The following is a 16746-nucleotide window of genomic DNA, read 5'->3' on the forward strand; positions in this document are numbered from 1 at the left end:
CGATCATGTCACCCGGTGTCCCGGGCTGCTAGGCGGGACGGACGTGCACGACGTCGCCCGCGGCGACCGTCAACGTGCCGTCGTCGGTGCCGACGACCAGGGCCCCGGTCGCGTCGATGTCGAGCGCCTCGCCGCGGCGCACGTCGCCCGCCGGCAGGTGGACGTCGACGGTGCGGCCGAGCGTCACGCACACGTCGGCGTACGCCCGGCGCAACGACTCGACGTCGTCGAGCAGGCCCTGGAGGCCGTGGAGCGAGCCGAGGACCTGGCCGAGGAGGCCGGTGCGCTCCACCGGCTCGCCGGTCTCGAGCGAGACCGACGTGGCCAGCGCGACGGGGAGCTCGTCGAGGGTCTGGTCGACGTTGATGCCGATGCCGACGACCGCCACCGGGCCCTCGGGGGTCTCGACCCGCTCGACGAGGATCCCGCAGACCTTGCGACCGACGCCCTCGGCGGCGTCGACCAGCACGTCGTTGGGCCACTTCAGGGCGATGTCGGGGAGCCGGTCGGCCAGCGCGGCCTGGACGGCGTACCCGGTGAGCAGCGGCAGCCACGGCCACGACGTCGCCGGCACGTCGGGGCGCAGCAGCACCGAGAACGTCAGCGACGAGCGGGCGGGCGTCTCCCAGGCCCGGTCGAGCCGACCGCGCCCGGACGTCTGGTGCTCGGTGACCAGCACCAGCCCCGGCTCGTCGCCGGCGCGGGCCCGCTCGGCGACCGCCGCGTTGGTCGAGGGGGTCTCCTCCTGCACCTCCACGCGCCAGCCGACGGGCACCGCGAGGCGCTCGGGGTCGAGGGGTGGGCGCGGTGCCGGGCTCTGCGTCATGGGTCTAGATTGCCCCAGAGGCAGATCCCAGCGCAGCCGACCAGCCAGCCAACAGCCGCCACAAGGAGGCCACCGCGTGAGTGCACAGCCGGGTGAGGGCACCGACGTCCCCGCCGCAGACTCCGACATCGACATCCACACCACCGCCGGCAAGCTGGCGGACCTGGAGCGGCGGCTCGACGAGGCGGTGCACGCGGGCTCGGCGAAGGCGATCGAGAAGCAGCATGCCAAGGGCCGCAAGACCGCCCGCGAGCGCATCGAGATGCTCTTCGACGAGGGCACCTTCGTCGAGCTCGACGAGCTCGCGCGGCACCGGTCCACCGCGTTCGGGCTGGAGAAGAACCGCCCGTACGGCGACGGCGTCGTCACCGGGTACGGCGAGGTCAACGGGCGCATGGTGTGCGTGTTCAGCCAGGACTTCTCGGTCTTCGGCGGCTCGTTGGGCGAGGTCTACGGCGAGAAGATCACCAAGGTGATGGACCTCGCCACCAAGACCGGCTGCCCGATCATCGGCATCAACGAGGGCGCCGGCGCGCGCATCCAGGAGGGCGTGGTCTCCCTCGGCCTCTACGGCGAGATCTTCCGACGCAACGTGCACGCCTCGGGCGTCATCCCGCAGATCAGCCTGATCATGGGCAACTGCGCCGGCGGACACGTCTACTCCCCCGCCGTCACCGACTTCACCGTGATGGTCGACCAGACCTCCGCGATGTTCATCACCGGGCCCGACGTCATCAAGACCGTCACCGGCGAGGACGTCACGATGGAGGACCTCGGCGGCGCCCGGACCCACAACACGAAGTCCGGCAACGCCCACTACATGGCCTCCGACGAGGAGGACGCCATCGAGTACGTCAAGGCGATGCTGTCCTACCTGCCGCAGAACAACCTCGATCCGGCTCCGACCTTCGACGAGGTCCCCGACCTCGGCTTCACCGACACCGACCGGACGCTCGACACCCTGATCCCCGACGGCGCCAACCAGCCCTACGACATGCACGACGTGATCACCGCCGTGCTCGACGACGAGGAGTTCCTCGAGGTCCAGGAGCTGTTCGCGCCCAACATCCTCATCGGCTTCGGCCGCGTCGAGGGCCAGTCGGTCGGCATCGTGGCCAACCAGCCGATGCAGCTCGCCGGCTGCCTCGACATCGACGCCTCCGAGAAGGCCGCGCGGTTCGTCCGGTTCTGCGACGCCTTCAACATCCCCGTGCTGACCTTCGTCGACGTGCCCGGCTTCCTGCCCGGCACCGACCAGGAGTGGGACGGCATCATCCGCCGCGGCGCCAAGCTGATCTACGCCTACGCCGAGGCCACCGTCCCGCTGATCACGGTCATCACCCGCAAGGCCTACGGCGGCGCCTACGACGTCATGGGCTCCAAGCACCTCGGCGCCGACATCAACGTCGCCTGGCCGACCGCGCAGATCGCGGTGATGGGCGCCCAGGGCGCCGCCAACATCGTGCACCGCAAGACCCTGAAGAAGGTCGCCGACGCGGGCGGCGACGTCGAGGCCAGGCGGGCCGAGCTGATCGACGAGTACGAGACCACGCTCGCCAACCCCTACATCGCCGCCGAGCGAGGCTACGTCGACGCGGTCATCGCCCCGCACGAGACCCGTGTCGAGATCGTCCGCTCGCTGCGCCTGCTGCGCTCCAAGCGGGAGACCCTCCCGCCCAAGAAGCACGGGAACATCCCGCTGTGACGGACGAGCAGGAGACCGCGAGGGACGAGCCAGCCGCGCCGGTCCTCCGGATCGTCAACGCCGACGCGACCCCCGAGGAGGTCGCCGCCCTGGTGGCGGTGTTCGCCGCGCTCGGGTCGGGCGGCGGCGGGGCCCCGAAGCGACCCCGCCCGGCGTGGAGCAACCCCGCTCGGGGCGTACGACGCACCCACCGCCACGGCCCCGACGCGTGGCGGGCCAGCGGCCTGCCGCGCTGACGGTGAGCGCGCACCCGGCGATCGTCGTACGTCGGAGCCGCGGTCTAGGGTCGCCCGCGTGACCGCACGCACCATCGACGCCCTCTGCGACGCCTACGTCGAGGACTTCTGCGCCCTCGACCCGCTCACCGCCACCTCGATCGGGGTGGCCGGGCACGAGCACGAGCTGACCGACTTCTCCCCCGCCGGCTTCGACGCCCGCGCGGCGCTGGCCCGGCGCGCGGTCGTCGCCGTCGACGCCGCGACACCCGTCGACGACCGCGAGGCGGCGGCCCGGGACGCGTTCCTCGAGCGGACCCGGCTGGAGATCGAGCTGGAGGAGGCGGGCGTCAACCGCTCGCGCATGTCGGTGCTGTGGAGCCCCCTGCACGAGATCCGCGGTGTCTTCGACCTGATGCCGACCGAGGGCGAGGAGGCCGTCGCGGCCATCGCGTCCCGCCTCTCCGGCGTACCCGCCGCCCTCGAGGGCCTGCGCGTGACGCTCTCCGACGAGGCGCGGAAGGGCAACGTCGTCGCGGCGCGGCAGTACGCCGAGGTGGCCGAGCAGGTGCGCCGCTGGACCGGGCAGTCCGGCGAGGCCGGCGACTTCTACCTCGGCCTCGTCGGGCGCCTGCAGGGCGGCGACCGCGCCGAGCTGCGCGCCCTGGCCGGTGCCGCGAGCGCCGCCACCGCGGCGTTCGGGCTCTTCCTCACCGACGAGCTCGAGCCGCAGGGCGCGGAGCGCGAGGGGGTCGGACGCGAGGTCTACGCGCTCGCGAGCCGCTACTTCCTCGGCGCGGAGGTCGACCTCGACGAGACCTACGCCTGGGGCTGGGCCGAGCTGCAGCGGCTGTCCGACCTGATGGACGCCACCGCCGAGCGGATCCTCCCCGGCGCCGGCGTCGACGCCGCGGTGGCCCACCTCGACGCCGATCCGACCCGCGTGGTCCACGGCCGCGAGGCGTTCCGCGCGTGGATGCAGGACCTCGCCGACCGCACCGTCACCGCGATGGCCGACGTGCACTTCGACATCCCGGCGCCGATCCGGCGCATCGAGTGCATGCTCGCCCCGACCAACGACGGCGGCATCTACTACACCGGACCGTCGGAGGACTTCGAGCGACCGGGACGCATGTGGTGGTCGGTGCCCGACGGCATCGACGACTTCCACCCCTGGCGTGAGGTCACCACCGTGTTCCACGAGGGCGTGCCCGGACACCACCTCCAGGTCGCCCAGACGGCCTACCGCAGCGACACGCTCAACCGCTGGCAGCGGCTGATGTGCTGGTGCAGCGGGCACGGCGAGGGGTGGGCTCTGTACGCCGAGCGGCTGATGGAGGAGCTTGGCTTCCTCGACGACCCCGCCGACCTCCTCGGGATGCTGGACGGCCAGTCCCTTCGCGCCGCGCGGGTGATCGTTGACATCGGCATGCACCTCGAGCTCACCATCCCCGAGGACAACCGGCTCGGACCGGGCGGGACCGCGTTCCACCCCGGCGAGACGTGGACCCCGGAGCTGGGGCTGGAGTTCATGCGGCTGCACTGCCGCATGGACGACGAGGTCATCCAGTTCGAAGTCAAGCGCTACCTCGGCCTCCCCGGCCAGGCGCCGTCCTACAAGGTCGGCGAGCGCATCTGGCTCGAGGCGCGCGCCGCGGTCCGACAGCGACACGGCGCCGACTTCGACCTCAGGGCCTTCCACCGCGCGGCCCTCGACCTGGGCTCGCTCGGGCTCGACCCGCTGCGCACGGCGCTGGAGCGCCTGTGACGACCGCGCGGGTGCCGCTGGTCCTGGCCTCGGCCTCCCCCGCGCGCCTGGCCACGCTCCGGGCGGCCGGGATCGAGCCGGTGGTCATCGTGAGCGGGGTCGACGAGGCACAGGTCGACGGGTTGCCGCCGGCCGAGCTCGCGCTGCAGCTCGCCGAGCTCAAGTGCGCCGCCGTCGCCGCGCGCGACGACGTACCTCCCGACGCGCTCGTCCTGGGCTGCGACTCGGTGCTCGAGCTCCAGGTCCCGCCCGGCGCCGACGGGCACGGCGAGGCGCTCGGCAAGCCGCGCGACGCCGCCGAGGCGCGCGAGCGGTGGCGCGCCATGCGCGGGCGCAGCGCCGTGCTGCACAGCGGGCACAGCCTGCGTGAGGTGGCCTCGGGGCGCGTGGCCGCGGCGACCGGTTCGACCCTCGTGCACTTCGCCGACGTGAGCGACGACGAGGTCGAGGCCTACGTCGCGACCGGCGAGCCGCTGCACGTCGCCGGCGCCTTCACGATCGACGGCTTCGGGGGCGCGTTCGTGCGCGGCATCGAGGGTGACCACCACAACGTGGTGGGCGTGAGCCTGCCGCTGCTGCGCGAGCTGGTCCTCGAGCTCGGCCACGCGTGGCCCGACCTGTGGACGTGACCCGCTAACATCCCGGGCGTGGGGAGCGGGGTGCAGGGCACGGCGGGAGGGCCGGAGGCCGATCCCGGCGACCGCTACGGCGTGCGCGAGGAACGCCTGCTCACCGGCGCGACGGTCATCACCGCCGTACGCACCGTCGCCTCGGTCGTGCTGGCGGCCATGGCCGCCCACCAGCAGAGCCTGACGCTGCTGGTCGTCGCCCTCGCCGTCTACTGGGTCGGCGACATGCTCGACGGCTTCTACGCCCGCGTGAGGGACTGCGAGACCCGCATCGGGGCCGTCCTGGACATCATGTGCGACCGGTTCAACGCCGCGGCGTTCTACATCGGCCTCGCGTGGCTGCAGCCCGACCTGTCGCCGGCGATCTTCGTCTACCTCGCCGAGTTCATGGTGATCGACTGCTTCCTGTCGATCGCGTTCCTCGCCTGGCCGATCCGCAGCCCCAACTACTTCTTCGTCGTCGACCGCACCATCTGGCTGTGGAACTGGTCCAAGCCCGCCAAGGCGGTCAACAGCGCGCTCTTCGCCGTGCTGCTGCTCGTCACCGGCTGGATGTGGGTGGGGCTGGTGATCGCCACCGCGCTGCTGGTCCTGAAGTGCGTGTCGCTGCGCCGCCTCGCGCAGCTCGGCCTGCCGGTACCGGGCGCCGCGGGCTGATGCTGTTCTGGAGCGTCATGGGCGCCTCGATCGCCTCCGCGCTGCTGCCGCTCATCAACATCGAGGCCATCCTCGTCGTCTCGGTCAGCCGGGCCCCCGGTCAGATCTGGGGGCTCCTCGTCGCGGCCACGATCGGGCAGATGCTCGGCAAGATCCTCTGGTACTGGGGCGGCATGCACCTCGAGCGCGCCCCGTGGGTCCATCGCCAGCTCGAGAAGCCCAAGGCGCGAGCGTCGCTGGACAAGTGGCACGAGCGCGCCGAGGGCCGGCCGTGGTTCACCGCCGGCCTGCTCTTCATCTCCGCCAGCACCGGCTTCCCGCCGTACGCCATCACGGCCGTGCTCGCCGGGACGCTGCGGGTGCCGTTCTGGATCTTCATGGTGACCGGCCTGGCCGGACGCGGCCTGCGGTTCTGGGCGGTGGTGACGGGGACCTCGTCACTGGTGCACCTGTTCTGAGGTCCCCGCCGACCCACCTGCCTGCGGGTCACTCGGCCGCGGACCACGCCTGACGGAGGCTGACCCGGCCGCCGGTCTGCAGCAGCGCCCGGCGGTAGAGGCGCTCCCCCACCCACACGGTGACCGCCGCGAACGCGGCCAGCAGTCCCAGGGCCAGCAGCGGCTCCCACCACTCCACGCCGCCGGCCAGGATGCGCTTGGGCATCACGACCGCCGAGACGGGCGGGACGAACGACGCGATCACCTGACCGCGGCCGTCGAGGGACAGGCCACCGAAGAACATCACGAGCATCAGCATCGTCAGCGGCGTCGACGTGGCCTGGAGGTCCTCGGTCCGCGAGGCGAGCGAACCGGCGACCGCCCACAGGCAGGCCAGGGCGATGAAGCCCGCGAGGAAGAAGCCGATGAACCATGCCGTCGGACCCGACAGCGCCGGGACGTAGGACTTGTAGGACGTGAACGACAGCCCCACGAGGCCGACCACCAGGTAGACCATCAGCTGGATCACCGCCAGGGCCGTGTTGCCGAGCACCTTGCCGGCCAGGAGGTGCCGCACCGGGATGGCGGCGGCGATGATCTCGACGATGCGGCTCTGCTTCTCCTCGATGACCGACGACGCCAGCTGCATGCCGAAGACGAGGGCCGCGAAGTAGAACAGGAAGACGAACACGAAGCCGACGGCCTCGGCCACGCCCGCCTTCTCGGCGTCGCCGCGCAGGAAGGCGGTGGTCACCGTGCTGCCGGCCTGGAGCGACTCGACCGTCGTACCGACCTCCGCGGCGTTGTCGGCCAGCACCTGCTGCTGCACGACCACCTCCACGACGTTGGTGAGAGAGTCCTGCTCGCTCGACTCCGAGGTCAGCTGCCAGCCGTCGTCGGTGGGGTGCAGCCAGGCGTCGGCCTCGTCCTCGCGCAGCGCCGACTCGGCGGCGGCCCGGTCGTCGACCTCGACGACCGTGACCTCGACGTTCTCGTCCACCTCCGGCGCGGCGTCGGCGACCGCCGTGGCCATCGCGGCCGCGTCGGGCGTGGCGGCCAGGGTCACCACGTCGGTGCGCTCCTCCTGCCAGGCACTGAACCCGATGAACCCCGCGATCAGCACCACCATGAACGCCGTGCCGAGGAGGAAGGACTTGTCGGTGATCCGCGAGACGACCTCGCGACGGGTCACGAGCAGCCACGCGGGCTCGTCGCGCCGGTCGCTGTCCCGGTTGTCGGGGCTCGAGGTGTCGGTGCTCATGCGGTGGCCTCCCGGTAGATCTCGCTGAGGGCCGGGCGGACCCGGACGAACTCGTGGACGTCGCCGCGCCTGGTGGCCTCGGCGACGAGGTGCTGCTCGGCGCCGTCCTGGCGTACCTCGACGAGGGCGCTCCCCCCCTCGAGGTCGAGGACCTCCAGCCCGCGCAGGTCACGGACCCAACCGGCGTCGCCGCCGAGGACGAGGCGGAAGCGCGGCACCCCCGCGTCGCGCAGCTCCGCAACCGTCCCGGCGGCGACCCGGCGTCCTTGGGACAGCACGACCAGTCGGTCGCACAGGCGCTCGACGAGGTCGAGCTGGTGGCTGGAGAAGAGGACCGGCACGCCGTCGCGGGTGTACTCGCGCAGCAGGTCGACCATCGAGTCGACGGCCCTCGGGTCGAGGCCCGAGAAGGGCTCGTCGAGCACGAGCGCCGCCGGGCGGGGCAGCACCGAGGCGATGATCTGCACCCGCTGCTGGTTGCCCAGCGACAGCTTCTCCAGGTGGTCCTTCGTCCGCTCCCCCAGCCCGAACCGCTCCAGCAGCTCGGTCACCTGGGTACGTGCTGCCACCCGGTCCATGCCCTTGAGCTGGGCGATGTAGACGAGCTGGTCGAGGATCGGCTGCTTGGGGTAGAGGCCCCGCTCCTCGGGCATGTAGCCGATGCGGCGGCGGTCCAGCCGGGTGATCGGCCGGCCCTGCCACAGCACCTCCCCCTCGTCGATGCCGAGCACCCCCATGACCATCCGCATGGTCGTGGTCTTGCCCGCGCCGTTGCCGCCGACGAAGCCGGTCATCAACCCGGCCGGCACCTCGAACGACACGTGGTCCACGGCGGTGTTCTCACCGAACCGTCTGGTCAGCTCCCTGATCTCCAGCATGACGACGACGCTAGTGACGCGCACTCCGGCCGGGATCCCCCGCGGGACGGAGCTGCGGGGTGGAGCTGCGGGGTGAGGCGCGACCCTCCTGGTCACTCCTCCGTCGGGAGGATGAGGCCGGCCTCGTAGGCGTAGATGACAGCCTGCACGCGGTCGCGCAGGTGCAGCTTGGCCAGCACGTTGGACACGTGCGTCTTGACCGTCGCCTCGCCGAGCACGAGCGTGCCGGCGATCTCGCCGTTCGACAGTCCCCGGCCGAGCAGCACGAGCACCTCCCGCTCGCGGGCCGTGAGCAGCGCCAGCTCCTTCGGCTCGGCCCGCTCGGTCGCCACCGGTCCCGCCCCCTTGCCTGCTCCCCCGGCCATCTTGCCGATGACGCGGCGCGTCACCTCCGGCGCGAGCAGCGCGTGCCCGCGGCCTGCGGCGCGTACGGCGTCGAGGAGCTGCTCCGGACCGGCGTTCTTCAGCAGGAAGCCGCTCGCGCCCGCCTGGAGGGCGTCGAAGAGGTAGTCGTCGCGGTCGAAGGTCGTCACGATGACGACGCGCCCGAGGTCGTCGGCGACGAGGTGCCGGGTGGCTTCGATGCCGTCCATCCGCGGCATCTGGACGTCCATCAGCACGACGTCGGGGCGGGTCGCGCGGGCCCGTTCGATCGCCTCGAGGCCGTCGGCTGCCTCGCCCACGACCTCGATGTCGTCCTCGACCGACAGGACCATCGCGAAGCCCGACCGCACCATGGCGTGGTCGTCGACGAGCAGGACCGTCAGTGGGCGCTCCATCACGAGGCTCCGAGGGGGTAGCGCACGCGGACCCGGTAGCCGCCCGTCACCCGGGGCCCGATGTCGACCTGCCCGTCATGGGTGGCCGCCCGCTCGCGGATGCCGAGCTGGCCGAGGCCGCTGCCGGACGTGCCGTGCCGCGGCCGGCCGTTGTCGACGACCTCGACCTCGGCGTACGACGTGGCCTCGTCGACCCGCACCACGACGGAGACGGCGTCGGCGGTGCTGTGGCGGCGTACGTTGGTCAGCGCCTCCTGGACCGTGCGGTAGATCGCGAGCCCGATGCCCCGCGGCAGCCGGCTCGCGGCGCACGTCGGGTCCTCGACGACGTCGAGGTCGATGGTGAGACCCTCCTGGCTCGCCTGGGCGACCAGCTCGGGCAGGTCACCCACACCCGCCTCGGACGTACGCGTCCCGCTGGTCGGGTCCGTCCCGTCCTCACTGCCCTCGGCGGGTCCTTCGCGGAGCGTGCCGAGGAGTCGCCGCATCTGCGCGAGCGCGTCGCGGGAGGCGTCCTCGACGTTCGCGAGGGCCGTACGCGCCGCGTCGGGGTCGCGGTCGAGTACCCGCCGGGCGGCGCCTGCCTGGATGCCCATCGCGGACACACCGTGGGCGACCACGTCGTGCAGCTCGCGGGCGATGCGCAGCCGCTCGTCGACGACGGCCTGCTCGCGCAGGCGGCCGGCCTGGGCGGTGATGGTCGCCGCCTGCTCCTGCAGCCGCATCCGTTGCCGGGCCGCTCGCCACGACACCCCGCCACCGACGATCGCCCCGCCGAAGTAGATGACGTTGACCAGCAGCGTCATCGCCACTGCGGACGGGATCGGCGCGAAGAACCCGACCCGCTCGGCCTGGTCCATCTCGTCGATCATGTCCTGCGCCGCCGAACCCACGGCGAACTGCCAGGTGATCCACGCGAACATGAAGAGCACGATCGTGCCGATCACGACCACCATCGCGCGCCGGTCGCGGGCGTACGCGACCCCGGACAGCAGGGCGACGAAGTAGACGATCTGGAGCGACACCTGCCCCATCACCTCCGGCATGGACACGCCGGCGACGAACATGTGCACCGCGGCGAGGCTCGCGACCACCAGCGGCCAGCGGCGACGGCCCAGGAGGAGCGCAGCCCCGGTCGACACGGCGAGCCACTGCGTCCATATCGGGACGTCGGTGTGCTCGAGCCCGCCCGCGCTGCGCACCAGCTCGAGCGCGAGCAGGCTGACGGCCTCGACGCCGGCGGCCAGGACCACGTCCTGCCGCCCGACCCGCGGCCGGGGCCGCTCCCACTCGTCGTCCACGCCGAACCACGTCAGGGCGCGCTGGCTCGTGCTGGGCATGGGCCGAGCGTAGGGGGAGTGCGGTGCGCGCGGATCCGTCGGGAGGCGGAGATGACGGACCACGAACCGTCCACAGGTGGCCGTTCCTGATCGCCGTCCACAGGCGTACGCCGCGCGTGGCCGTGGCTGTCCGGGCTCGCTGCTTCGGTGGTGCCATGACCACGAACCCGCTGCCGAGCGCCCCCGCGGCCGTCGCGGCGGTGCGTTCGGAGCTGCGGGGCGTCGTCGCTGCGGCGCTCGAGCTCGACGCCACCGTCCTGGTCGACGTCGTCGCTGAGCTCGAGACGCTCGGCCGCACGGTGTCCGCTGCGCAGGCCGAGCTGACGGCTCGCCTGGACGCGCTGCTCACGCAGGAGCAGGCCGACGCCGGGGTGAGGCCCGAGGAGCTCGGCAAGGGCGTGGGCCACGTGGTCGCCGCAGCCCGCCGGGAGTCACCGCACCGCGGCAGGCGGCACCTCAGCCTGGCCAGGGTCGTGCAGACGGAGCTCCCGCACACGTGGGCGGCCTGGCGGGACGGGCGCATCGACGAGTGGACCTCGACCGTGATCGCGCGGGAGACAGCCTGCCTGCCCCTCGCCCACCGCCTGGCCGTGGACGAGATCGTCGCCGGCGATCCCGACGCGCTCGAGCAGCTCAGCCCTCGCCGGCTGCTGGCCCGGCTGCGCACCGAGTCCGAGCGGCTCGACCCGGCGGCCTGCGTGGCCCGCCGACGCCACGCCGAGTCCGAGCGTCGCGTGACGCTGCGCCCGGCGCCCGACTCGATGACCTGGCTGACCGCGCTGCTGCCCGTCAAGGAAGGCGTCGCTGTCTACTCCACGCTTCTCCGCGAGGCCGACCGGGCACGAGCCGCAGGCGAGGAGCGCGGACGTGGCCAGGTGATGGCCGACGCGTTGGTCGCCACGATGCTCGGGGTCCCCGCGTCCGACACCGCCCCGGCCGTTCCGGCCACCCCTGTCGCCCTCGGCGTCGTGATGACCGACGCCGCGCTGTTCGGCGGCGCCGACGACGAGGCCCACCTCGACGGCTTCGGCCCGATCCCGGCCGAGCTGGCCCGGGAGATCGTGTGCGGCGCCGTCACCGCGGAGGAGGAGGTGAGCATCCGGCGGCTGTACTCCTCACCCACGACCGGCGAGCTCGTCAGCATGGACGCGCGCACCCGCACCTTCCGCGGCAACCTCGCCCGGTTCGTCCGCCTCCGCGACCGCACCTGCCGGACCCCCTGGTGCGACGCCCCCGTGCGGCACGTCGACCACGTCGAGTCCCGCCAGGACGGCGGCCCCACGTCGGCCCGCAACGGTCAGGGACTGTGCGAGGCCTGCAACTACGCCAAGACCGCGCACCGCTGGCGATCGAGACCCGAGCCGGACGGCAGTGTGACCACCACCCTCCCGACCGGCCACCGCCTCACCACCAGGCCGCCGCCGGTCGCGACGATCCGGCGCAGGGTCCTGCCGGCGCTGCACATCGAGTACGTCCTGACCGGCTGAGGCCGGGCGGCTGCCAGACTCCCGCCCATGCCCGTCGTCGCGTCGCTCGCCCTCTTCGTCCTCGCCGCGCTCGCCGAGATCGGCGGCGCCTGGCTGGTCTGGCAGGGCGTCCGCGAGGGACGCGGCTGGATCTGGGTCGGCGCCGGCTTCATCGCCCTCGGGCTGTACGGCCTGGTCGCCACGTTCCAGCCCGACGCCCACTTCGGACGGATCCTGGCGGCGTACGGCGGCGTGTTCGTCGCCGGCTCGCTGGCCTGGGGGATGGTCGTGGACGGCTTCCGGCCCGACCGGTACGACGTGACGGGCGCGCTGGTCTGCCTGGTCGGCGTCGCAGTGATCATGTACGCGCCGCGACCCGCCTGACGAACCGCTACTCGACCGGCAGCCCGAGGCCCCGCGCGATGAGCATCCGCTGGACCTCGGACGTCCCCTCGCCGATCTCGAGGACCTTGGCATCGCGGTAGAACCGGACGACGGGGTACTCCTCCATGAAGCCGTAGCCGCCGAACACCTGCGTCGCGATGCGCGTCGCGGTGACGGCCGACTCGGTGGCGTAGAGCTTGGCCACGGCGGCCGCCTGCTTGAACGACGCCGTGCTGACCGACGACGAGCCGGCGTCCATCGCGTCCTTCATCGCCGCCGCCTTGTAGGTCAGCAGCCGCGAGGCGTCGAGCATCACCTGCAGGTCCGAGACCTGGAACGCGAGACCCTGCTTGCGTCCGATCGGGCCGCCGAAGGTCTGCCGCTCGCCGGCGTACTGCAGCGACATGTCGAGGCAGGCCTGGATGCACCCGACCGCGAGGGCGGCGATCGCGACGCGACCGTCGTCCAGCGTCGCGAGGAACTGCGCGTAGCCGCGCCCCCGCTCACCGAGCAGGTGCGACTCCGGCACCCGCGCGTCGCTGAACGACAGGGGGTGGGTGTCGGAGGCGTGCCAACCGAGCTTGTCGTACGCCTTCTCCGCGGTGAAGCCAGGAGTGTCGGACGGGACGATGATCGTCGAGATCTCCGGACGCCCGTCGGCCCGCTCACCGGTGCGAGCGGTGACCGTGACGAGCGAGGTGATGTCCGAGCCGGAGTTGGTGATGAACTGCTTCGAACCGTTGACGACCCACTCGCCGTCGTCGAGAACCGCCTTGGTCTTCGTCGCTCCCGCGTCGGAGCCCGCGCCGGGCTCGGTGAGGCCGAAGCCCGCGATCTTGTCGCCGGCGACGAGCTCGGGCAGCCACGTCTTCTTCTGCTCCTCGGTGCCGTAGGTGAGGATCGGGTTGATCCCCAGCCCGACCGCGGCCTCGAGCGTGATGCCCATCGACTGGTCGACGCGGCCGACCTCCTCGATCGCCAGGCACAGCGAGGTGAAGCCGCCATCCTCGCCGGCCATGCCCGCGCCGCCGAACTCCTCCGGAGCCGTCAGCCCCATCAGGCCGAGCGCGCCCATCTTCTGGACCACGTCGGTCGGGAAGTGGTGGTCGCGGTCCCACTGCGCGGCATGCGGCGCGATCTCGGCCTCGGCGAAGTCGCGGACGCTGCGGCGGAACTGCTCGTGCTCGGGGGACAGCTCGAAGGTCATGCCTCGCACCCTAGCGCCGGAGGTTAGCGATCGCTAACCCCCACGACCGCTTCCTGTGGGACGCTCGCGGGATGGAGGTGGCAGCGCACCTGCCGCAGGTCGCGACGAGCGGCGACCGTCCCGACGTCGGCCGCGTGCGGGAGGTGGTCGATGCCGCCCGCGACCTCGGGCTGGCGGGGGTCTGCGCCAACGACCACCTCACCTTCCACCGTCCGTGGCTCGACGGGCCGACCCTCCTCGCCGCCGTCGCCGACCGGGCCGGCGGGATGGACCTCGCCACGACGGTCGCGCTGCCCTCGCTGCGCGGACCCGCCCAGCTCGCCGCGGCGCTCACCACCCTGGCCACCCTCGCGCCCGGCCGGGTGATCGCCGGCGTCGGGCCGGGCTCGTCGGCGACGGACCACGCCCTGGCGGGGGTGCCGTTCGACGACCGCTGGCAGCAGTTCGAGGAGTCGCTGCTCGTCCTGCGCGGACTGGTGGGCGCCGACCCGCTGCCGGCCAGGTGGGTCGAGATGCTGGACGGTTCCAGGCTGGTCGAACCACCCGCGCCGGTACCGGTCTGGGTCGCCAGCTGGGGGTCGCCGGCCGGGCTGCGGCGCGTCGCCCGGTGGGGCGACGGCTGGCTCGCGTCGGCGTACAACACCTCGCCGGAGGCGTTCGCCGAGGGACGCCGTCGGCTCGCGCGCGAGCGCGCCCGGCTCGACCGCCCCGACCTCCCGGACCTCCCGGACCTCCCCGCCGCGGTCGCGACGATGTGGACGTGGGTCACCGACGACCCGGTGGACGCCGAGCGCGTGCTCGTCGACGTGCTGGCGCCGCTCGTCAGGCGCGACCCGACCGAGCTCCGCGACCGGGTGTGCGTCGGGACCCCGGAGCACTGCGCCGACCTTCTGGGGCGGTACGCCGCCGCGGGCTGCTCGCGGATACACGTCTGGCCGCTCGGCGACGAGGTCGCCCAGCTCGCGCGGCTGGTCGACGACGTGCTTCCGCGGGTACGCGCCTGAGCCGAGCGCCCCGCCGGGACCCAGCGCCGTCAGCGGCGCGCCCGTGTGGCGCGCCGGAGCAGCTCCGTCATCCGGGTCGTCGCGTGGGTGCGGTAGTCGCTCGCGGGCATGGCGACCGCCAGCTGCCGCACCGGCCCCGGTCCTCGCAGGTCGCGCGCCGTCACGCCACGGATCCGCACCGATGCCGCGAGCCCGGGTACCACGGCCACGCCGAGGCCGGCGGCCACGAGCGCCTGCACGGCGACGTGGTCGTCGGACACCACGCCCACGTGGGGCGAGAAACCCTGGGCCTGACAGGCGTCGCGGACCACGCGGAACCACGTGCTGCCGCCGGCACCGCCGACCCAGGACTCGTCACGAAGGTCGCGCAGGCTCGGGTCGCGGTCGGCCCTCGCGAGCCGGTGCCCGCTGGGGAGCACCACCCGGTAGGCGTCGTCGAAGAGCGGGACCACCTCGAGGTCGCTGACCTGGTCCGGTACGGACAGCGAGGTGAACACGACGGCCAGGTCGAGCTCGCGCTCACGCAGTCGCGGGACCAGGCCCTGCACGTGGTCGTCGACCACCGTCAGCACGACGTCCGGGAGCTCGGCGCGCAGCCGGGCGATCGCTCCGGGCACGAACGACGCGAGGGCGGTCGGCACGCTGCCGAGGCGCAGACGCCTCTCCTGCCGGCCGAGGACGTCGAGGAGGTCGCGCTCGGCGGCATCGAGGCGGGCGACGACGGCCCGGGCGTGCTCGGCCAGGACGTGACCGGCGGGGGTCAGCTGCACCGGCCGCGCCGCACGGTCCACGAGACCGGCCCCGACCTGACGCTCCAGCGCGGCCACGTGCTGGCTCACCGCCGACTGGCTGACGCCGAGCGCCGCCGCCGCGCCGGAGAACGACCCCGCCGCCTCGACGGCGGCCAGGGCCTGCAGGCGCGGTCCGGCGGCTATCAGCCTCACTTATCGGACTGTAGCAATCACTCTCGTCACTGATGGTCCAACGGAGTGAGCGTGAGGGTCCACACCGATCGAGGAGGCAGCCATGACCACCACCGACCAGCCCGGCCAGCGACCACTCGCGGAGCCGCTCGACGAGCAGCGCCTGATGTCCTTCGTGCTCCGCGCCGTCGACGAGGTCGGCGCGACGCTCAACGCGGCGCTCGTCGTGCTGGGCGACAAGCTCGGCTGGTACGAGGCGCTCGCCGAGCGTGGCCCGATGACGGCCGAGGCGCTCGCCGACGCCGCCGGGACCGCCCTGCCCTACACCCGCGAGTGGCTCAACGCCCAGGCCGCCGGGGCATTCGTCGACTACGACGCGGCGACCGGTCGCTACACCCTCCCGCCGGAGCACGCCGTCGCCCTCACCGACGCAGACAGTCCGGCGTACCTCCCGGGGCTCTTCCAGATCGCCCTCGGGACCGTGGCCGACAGCCAGCACCTCGTCGAGGTCGTACGTCGCGGGGGCGGGGTGGGCTGGCCGGAGCACAGCAGCGACGTGCACGAGGGCTGCGAGCGGTTCTTCCGGCCGTCCTACCGCGCCCACCTGGTCGACTCCTGGCTGCCGGCGGTGGGGGTCGTCGACCGCCTGCGCGCCGGCGCAGCCGTCGCCGACGTGGGTTGCGGGCACGGCGCGTCGACCATCCTGATGGCCACCGCGTTCCCCGCGTCCCGGTTCGTCGGCTCCGACCCGCACGCCCCGTCGATCGACGTCGCGCGCCGGAAGGCCGAGGAGGCCGGCGTCGCGGACCGGATCCGCTTCGAGGTCGCCGACGCGTCCGCGTTCAGCGGCACGGGGTTCGACCTGGTGGCGACGTTCGACTCGCTCCACGACATGGGCGACCCGGTCGGCGCGGCGCGTCATGTGCGGTCGGCGCTCGCCGACGACGGCGTCTGGATGATCGTCGAGCCGATGGCCGGCGACCGCCTCGAGGACAACCTCACGCCGGTGGGCCGCGCGTACTACGGTTTCTCGACCCTGCTCTGCACCCCGGCCTCGCTCTCGCAGCCGGTCGGGCTGGCGCTCGGCACGCAGGCCGGGCCGGCGCGGATCCGGGCGGTGGTCGAGCAGGCCGGGTTCGGATCGCCGCGCAGCGCCGCCGAGACGCCGTTCCACCGGGTGATGGAGGTGCGCGTCGCGGTGTGACGGACGCGATTCCGCGCGCTCCGTCGCCCGGGTCTAGAGTTAGGCGAGCCTAAGCAAAGTAAG

The 16746-nt window shown here is 72.9% G+C and carries 17 protein-coding genes; 10 read left to right on the forward strand and 7 right to left on the reverse strand.

Annotated elements, in window-relative coordinates; all coding sequences use genetic code 11:
• Positions 1 to 28 precede the first annotated feature (28 nt).
• Positions 29 to 826, reverse strand: coding sequence for a biotin--[acetyl-CoA-carboxylase] ligase (locus tag ACFQW6_RS18735; protein WP_378548919.1), 798 nt, complete (start codon positions 824 to 826; stop codon positions 29 to 31).
• A 76-nt stretch (positions 827 to 902) separates the two neighbouring features.
• Between ACFQW6_RS18735 and ACFQW6_RS18740 the strand changes: the two genes are divergently transcribed.
• From ACFQW6_RS18740 to ACFQW6_RS18765, 6 genes are read left to right on the forward strand one after another with little or no spacing between them, the layout of a single operon-like run.
• The gene (locus ACFQW6_RS18740) at positions 903 to 2531 is read left to right on the forward strand and encodes an acyl-CoA carboxylase subunit beta (RefSeq protein WP_378548922.1); all 1629 of its coding nucleotides are present in this window, start codon (positions 903 to 905) and stop codon (positions 2529 to 2531) included.
• Positions 2528 to 2767, forward strand: a complete 240-nt coding sequence (locus ACFQW6_RS18745) for an acyl-CoA carboxylase epsilon subunit (RefSeq protein ID WP_378548925.1) — start codon at positions 2528 to 2530, stop codon at positions 2765 to 2767. The genes ACFQW6_RS18740 and ACFQW6_RS18745 overlap by 4 nt, the downstream gene beginning before the upstream one ends.
• A gap of 58 nt (positions 2768 to 2825) precedes the next feature.
• A complete protein-coding gene (locus tag ACFQW6_RS18750) occupies positions 2826 to 4514 on the forward strand; it encodes a DUF885 domain-containing protein (protein WP_378548928.1) in 1689 nt (562 codons plus the stop codon).
• Complete coding sequence (locus ACFQW6_RS18755; RefSeq protein WP_378548931.1) at positions 4511 to 5143, forward strand: Maf family protein; 633 nt, start codon at positions 4511 to 4513, stop codon at positions 5141 to 5143. The genes ACFQW6_RS18750 and ACFQW6_RS18755 overlap by 4 nt, the downstream gene beginning before the upstream one ends.
• Positions 5144 to 5161: 18 nt before the next feature.
• Positions 5162 to 5800, forward strand: coding sequence for a CDP-alcohol phosphatidyltransferase family protein (locus tag ACFQW6_RS18760; RefSeq protein ID WP_378548934.1), 639 nt, complete (start codon positions 5162 to 5164; stop codon positions 5798 to 5800).
• Positions 5800 to 6258: a VTT domain-containing protein gene (locus ACFQW6_RS18765; protein ID WP_378548937.1), complete on the forward strand. Its 459-nt coding sequence runs from the start codon at positions 5800 to 5802 to the stop codon at positions 6256 to 6258. Before ACFQW6_RS18760 ends, ACFQW6_RS18765 begins: the two co-directional genes overlap by 1 nt.
• Before the next feature lie 28 nt (positions 6259 to 6286).
• Here ACFQW6_RS18765 and ACFQW6_RS18770 read toward each other — a convergent pair whose 3' ends face one another.
• The 4 genes from ACFQW6_RS18770 to ACFQW6_RS18785 all read right to left on the reverse strand — a co-directional run bounded on the left by ACFQW6_RS18770 (position 6287) and on the right by ACFQW6_RS18785 (position 10495).
• The gene (locus ACFQW6_RS18770) at positions 6287 to 7498 is read right to left on the reverse strand and encodes an ABC transporter permease (protein WP_378548940.1); all 1212 of its coding nucleotides are present in this window, start codon (positions 7496 to 7498) and stop codon (positions 6287 to 6289) included.
• Positions 7495 to 8376, reverse strand: a complete 882-nt coding sequence (locus tag ACFQW6_RS18775; protein WP_378548943.1) for an ABC transporter ATP-binding protein — start codon at positions 8374 to 8376, stop codon at positions 7495 to 7497. The genes ACFQW6_RS18770 and ACFQW6_RS18775 overlap by 4 nt, the downstream gene beginning before the upstream one ends.
• Before the next feature lie 92 nt (positions 8377 to 8468).
• Positions 8469 to 9155: a response regulator gene (locus tag ACFQW6_RS18780; RefSeq protein ID WP_378548946.1), complete on the reverse strand. Its 687-nt coding sequence runs from the start codon at positions 9153 to 9155 to the stop codon at positions 8469 to 8471.
• Positions 9155 to 10495, reverse strand: coding sequence for a sensor histidine kinase (locus ACFQW6_RS18785; protein ID WP_378548949.1), 1341 nt, complete (start codon positions 10493 to 10495; stop codon positions 9155 to 9157). The genes ACFQW6_RS18780 and ACFQW6_RS18785 overlap by 1 nt, the downstream gene beginning before the upstream one ends.
• Before the next feature lie 155 nt (positions 10496 to 10650).
• Between ACFQW6_RS18785 and ACFQW6_RS18790 the strand changes: the two genes are divergently transcribed.
• Entirely contained in the window at positions 10651 to 11982 is a 1332-nt protein-coding gene (locus tag ACFQW6_RS18790) for a DUF222 domain-containing protein (RefSeq protein ID WP_378548952.1), read from the forward strand.
• A gap of 27 nt (positions 11983 to 12009) precedes the next feature.
• Positions 12010 to 12345, forward strand: coding sequence for a YnfA family protein (locus ACFQW6_RS18795; RefSeq protein WP_378548955.1), 336 nt, complete (start codon positions 12010 to 12012; stop codon positions 12343 to 12345).
• A 7-nt stretch (positions 12346 to 12352) separates the two neighbouring features.
• Here the strand turns inward: ACFQW6_RS18795 and ACFQW6_RS18800 are convergent, their stop codons facing one another.
• Complete coding sequence (locus ACFQW6_RS18800) at positions 12353 to 13552, reverse strand: acyl-CoA dehydrogenase family protein (protein ID WP_378548958.1); 1200 nt, start codon at positions 13550 to 13552, stop codon at positions 12353 to 12355.
• A 71-nt stretch (positions 13553 to 13623) separates the two neighbouring features.
• Here ACFQW6_RS18800 and ACFQW6_RS18805 point away from each other — a divergent pair, with 71 nt between their 5' ends.
• Positions 13624 to 14556: an LLM class flavin-dependent oxidoreductase gene (locus ACFQW6_RS18805; protein WP_378548961.1), complete on the forward strand. Its 933-nt coding sequence runs from the start codon at positions 13624 to 13626 to the stop codon at positions 14554 to 14556.
• 29 nt (positions 14557 to 14585) lie between these two features.
• On the opposite strand, the gene ACFQW6_RS18810 is transcribed toward ACFQW6_RS18805, so the two are convergent.
• Positions 14586 to 15500, reverse strand: coding sequence for a LysR family transcriptional regulator (locus ACFQW6_RS18810; protein WP_378548964.1), 915 nt, complete (start codon positions 15498 to 15500; stop codon positions 14586 to 14588).
• Positions 15501 to 15582: 82 nt separating this feature from the next.
• Between ACFQW6_RS18810 and ACFQW6_RS18815 the strand changes: the two genes are divergently transcribed.
• Positions 15583 to 16683 (forward strand): class I SAM-dependent methyltransferase, encoded by a 1101-nt coding sequence (locus ACFQW6_RS18815; protein WP_378548967.1) that lies wholly within the window; start codon positions 15583 to 15585, stop codon positions 16681 to 16683.
• Positions 16684 to 16746 lie beyond the last annotated feature (63 nt).

It is taken from the genome of Nocardioides sp. GCM10028917 (genome assembly GCF_042666175.1).
Classification (GTDB): domain Bacteria; phylum Actinomycetota; class Actinomycetes; order Propionibacteriales; family Nocardioidaceae; genus Nocardioides.

Bases quoted from the DNA above. Each gene is read 5' to 3' on its own strand.
- ACFQW6_RS18735 (WP_378548919.1), bottom strand. From the start codon at position 826: ATGACGCAGAGCCCGGCACCGCGCCCACCCCTCGACCCCGAGCGCCTC.
- ACFQW6_RS18765 (WP_378548937.1), top strand. From the start codon at position 5,800: ATGCTGTTCTGGAGCGTCATGGGCGCCTCGATCGCCTCCGCGCTGCTG.
- ACFQW6_RS18770 (WP_378548940.1), bottom strand. From the start codon at position 7,498: ATGAGCACCGACACCTCGAGCCCCGACAACCGGGACAGCGACCGGCGC.
- ACFQW6_RS18775 (WP_378548943.1), bottom strand. From the start codon at position 8,376: ATGCTGGAGATCAGGGAGCTGACCAGACGGTTCGGTGAGAACACCGCC.
- ACFQW6_RS18780 (WP_378548946.1), bottom strand. From the start codon at position 9,155: ATGGAGCGCCCACTGACGGTCCTGCTCGTCGACGACCACGCCATGGTG.
- ACFQW6_RS18785 (WP_378548949.1), bottom strand. From the start codon at position 10,495: ATGCCCAGCACGAGCCAGCGCGCCCTGACGTGGTTCGGCGTGGACGAC.
- ACFQW6_RS18790 (WP_378548952.1), top strand. From the start codon at position 10,651: ATGACCACGAACCCGCTGCCGAGCGCCCCCGCGGCCGTCGCGGCGGTG.
- ACFQW6_RS18795 (WP_378548955.1), top strand. From the start codon at position 12,010: ATGCCCGTCGTCGCGTCGCTCGCCCTCTTCGTCCTCGCCGCGCTCGCC.
- ACFQW6_RS18800 (WP_378548958.1), bottom strand. From the start codon at position 13,552: ATGACCTTCGAGCTGTCCCCCGAGCACGAGCAGTTCCGCCGCAGCGTC.
- ACFQW6_RS18805 (WP_378548961.1), top strand. From the start codon at position 13,624: ATGGAGGTGGCAGCGCACCTGCCGCAGGTCGCGACGAGCGGCGACCGT.
- ACFQW6_RS18815 (WP_378548967.1), top strand. From the start codon at position 15,583: ATGACCACCACCGACCAGCCCGGCCAGCGACCACTCGCGGAGCCGCTC.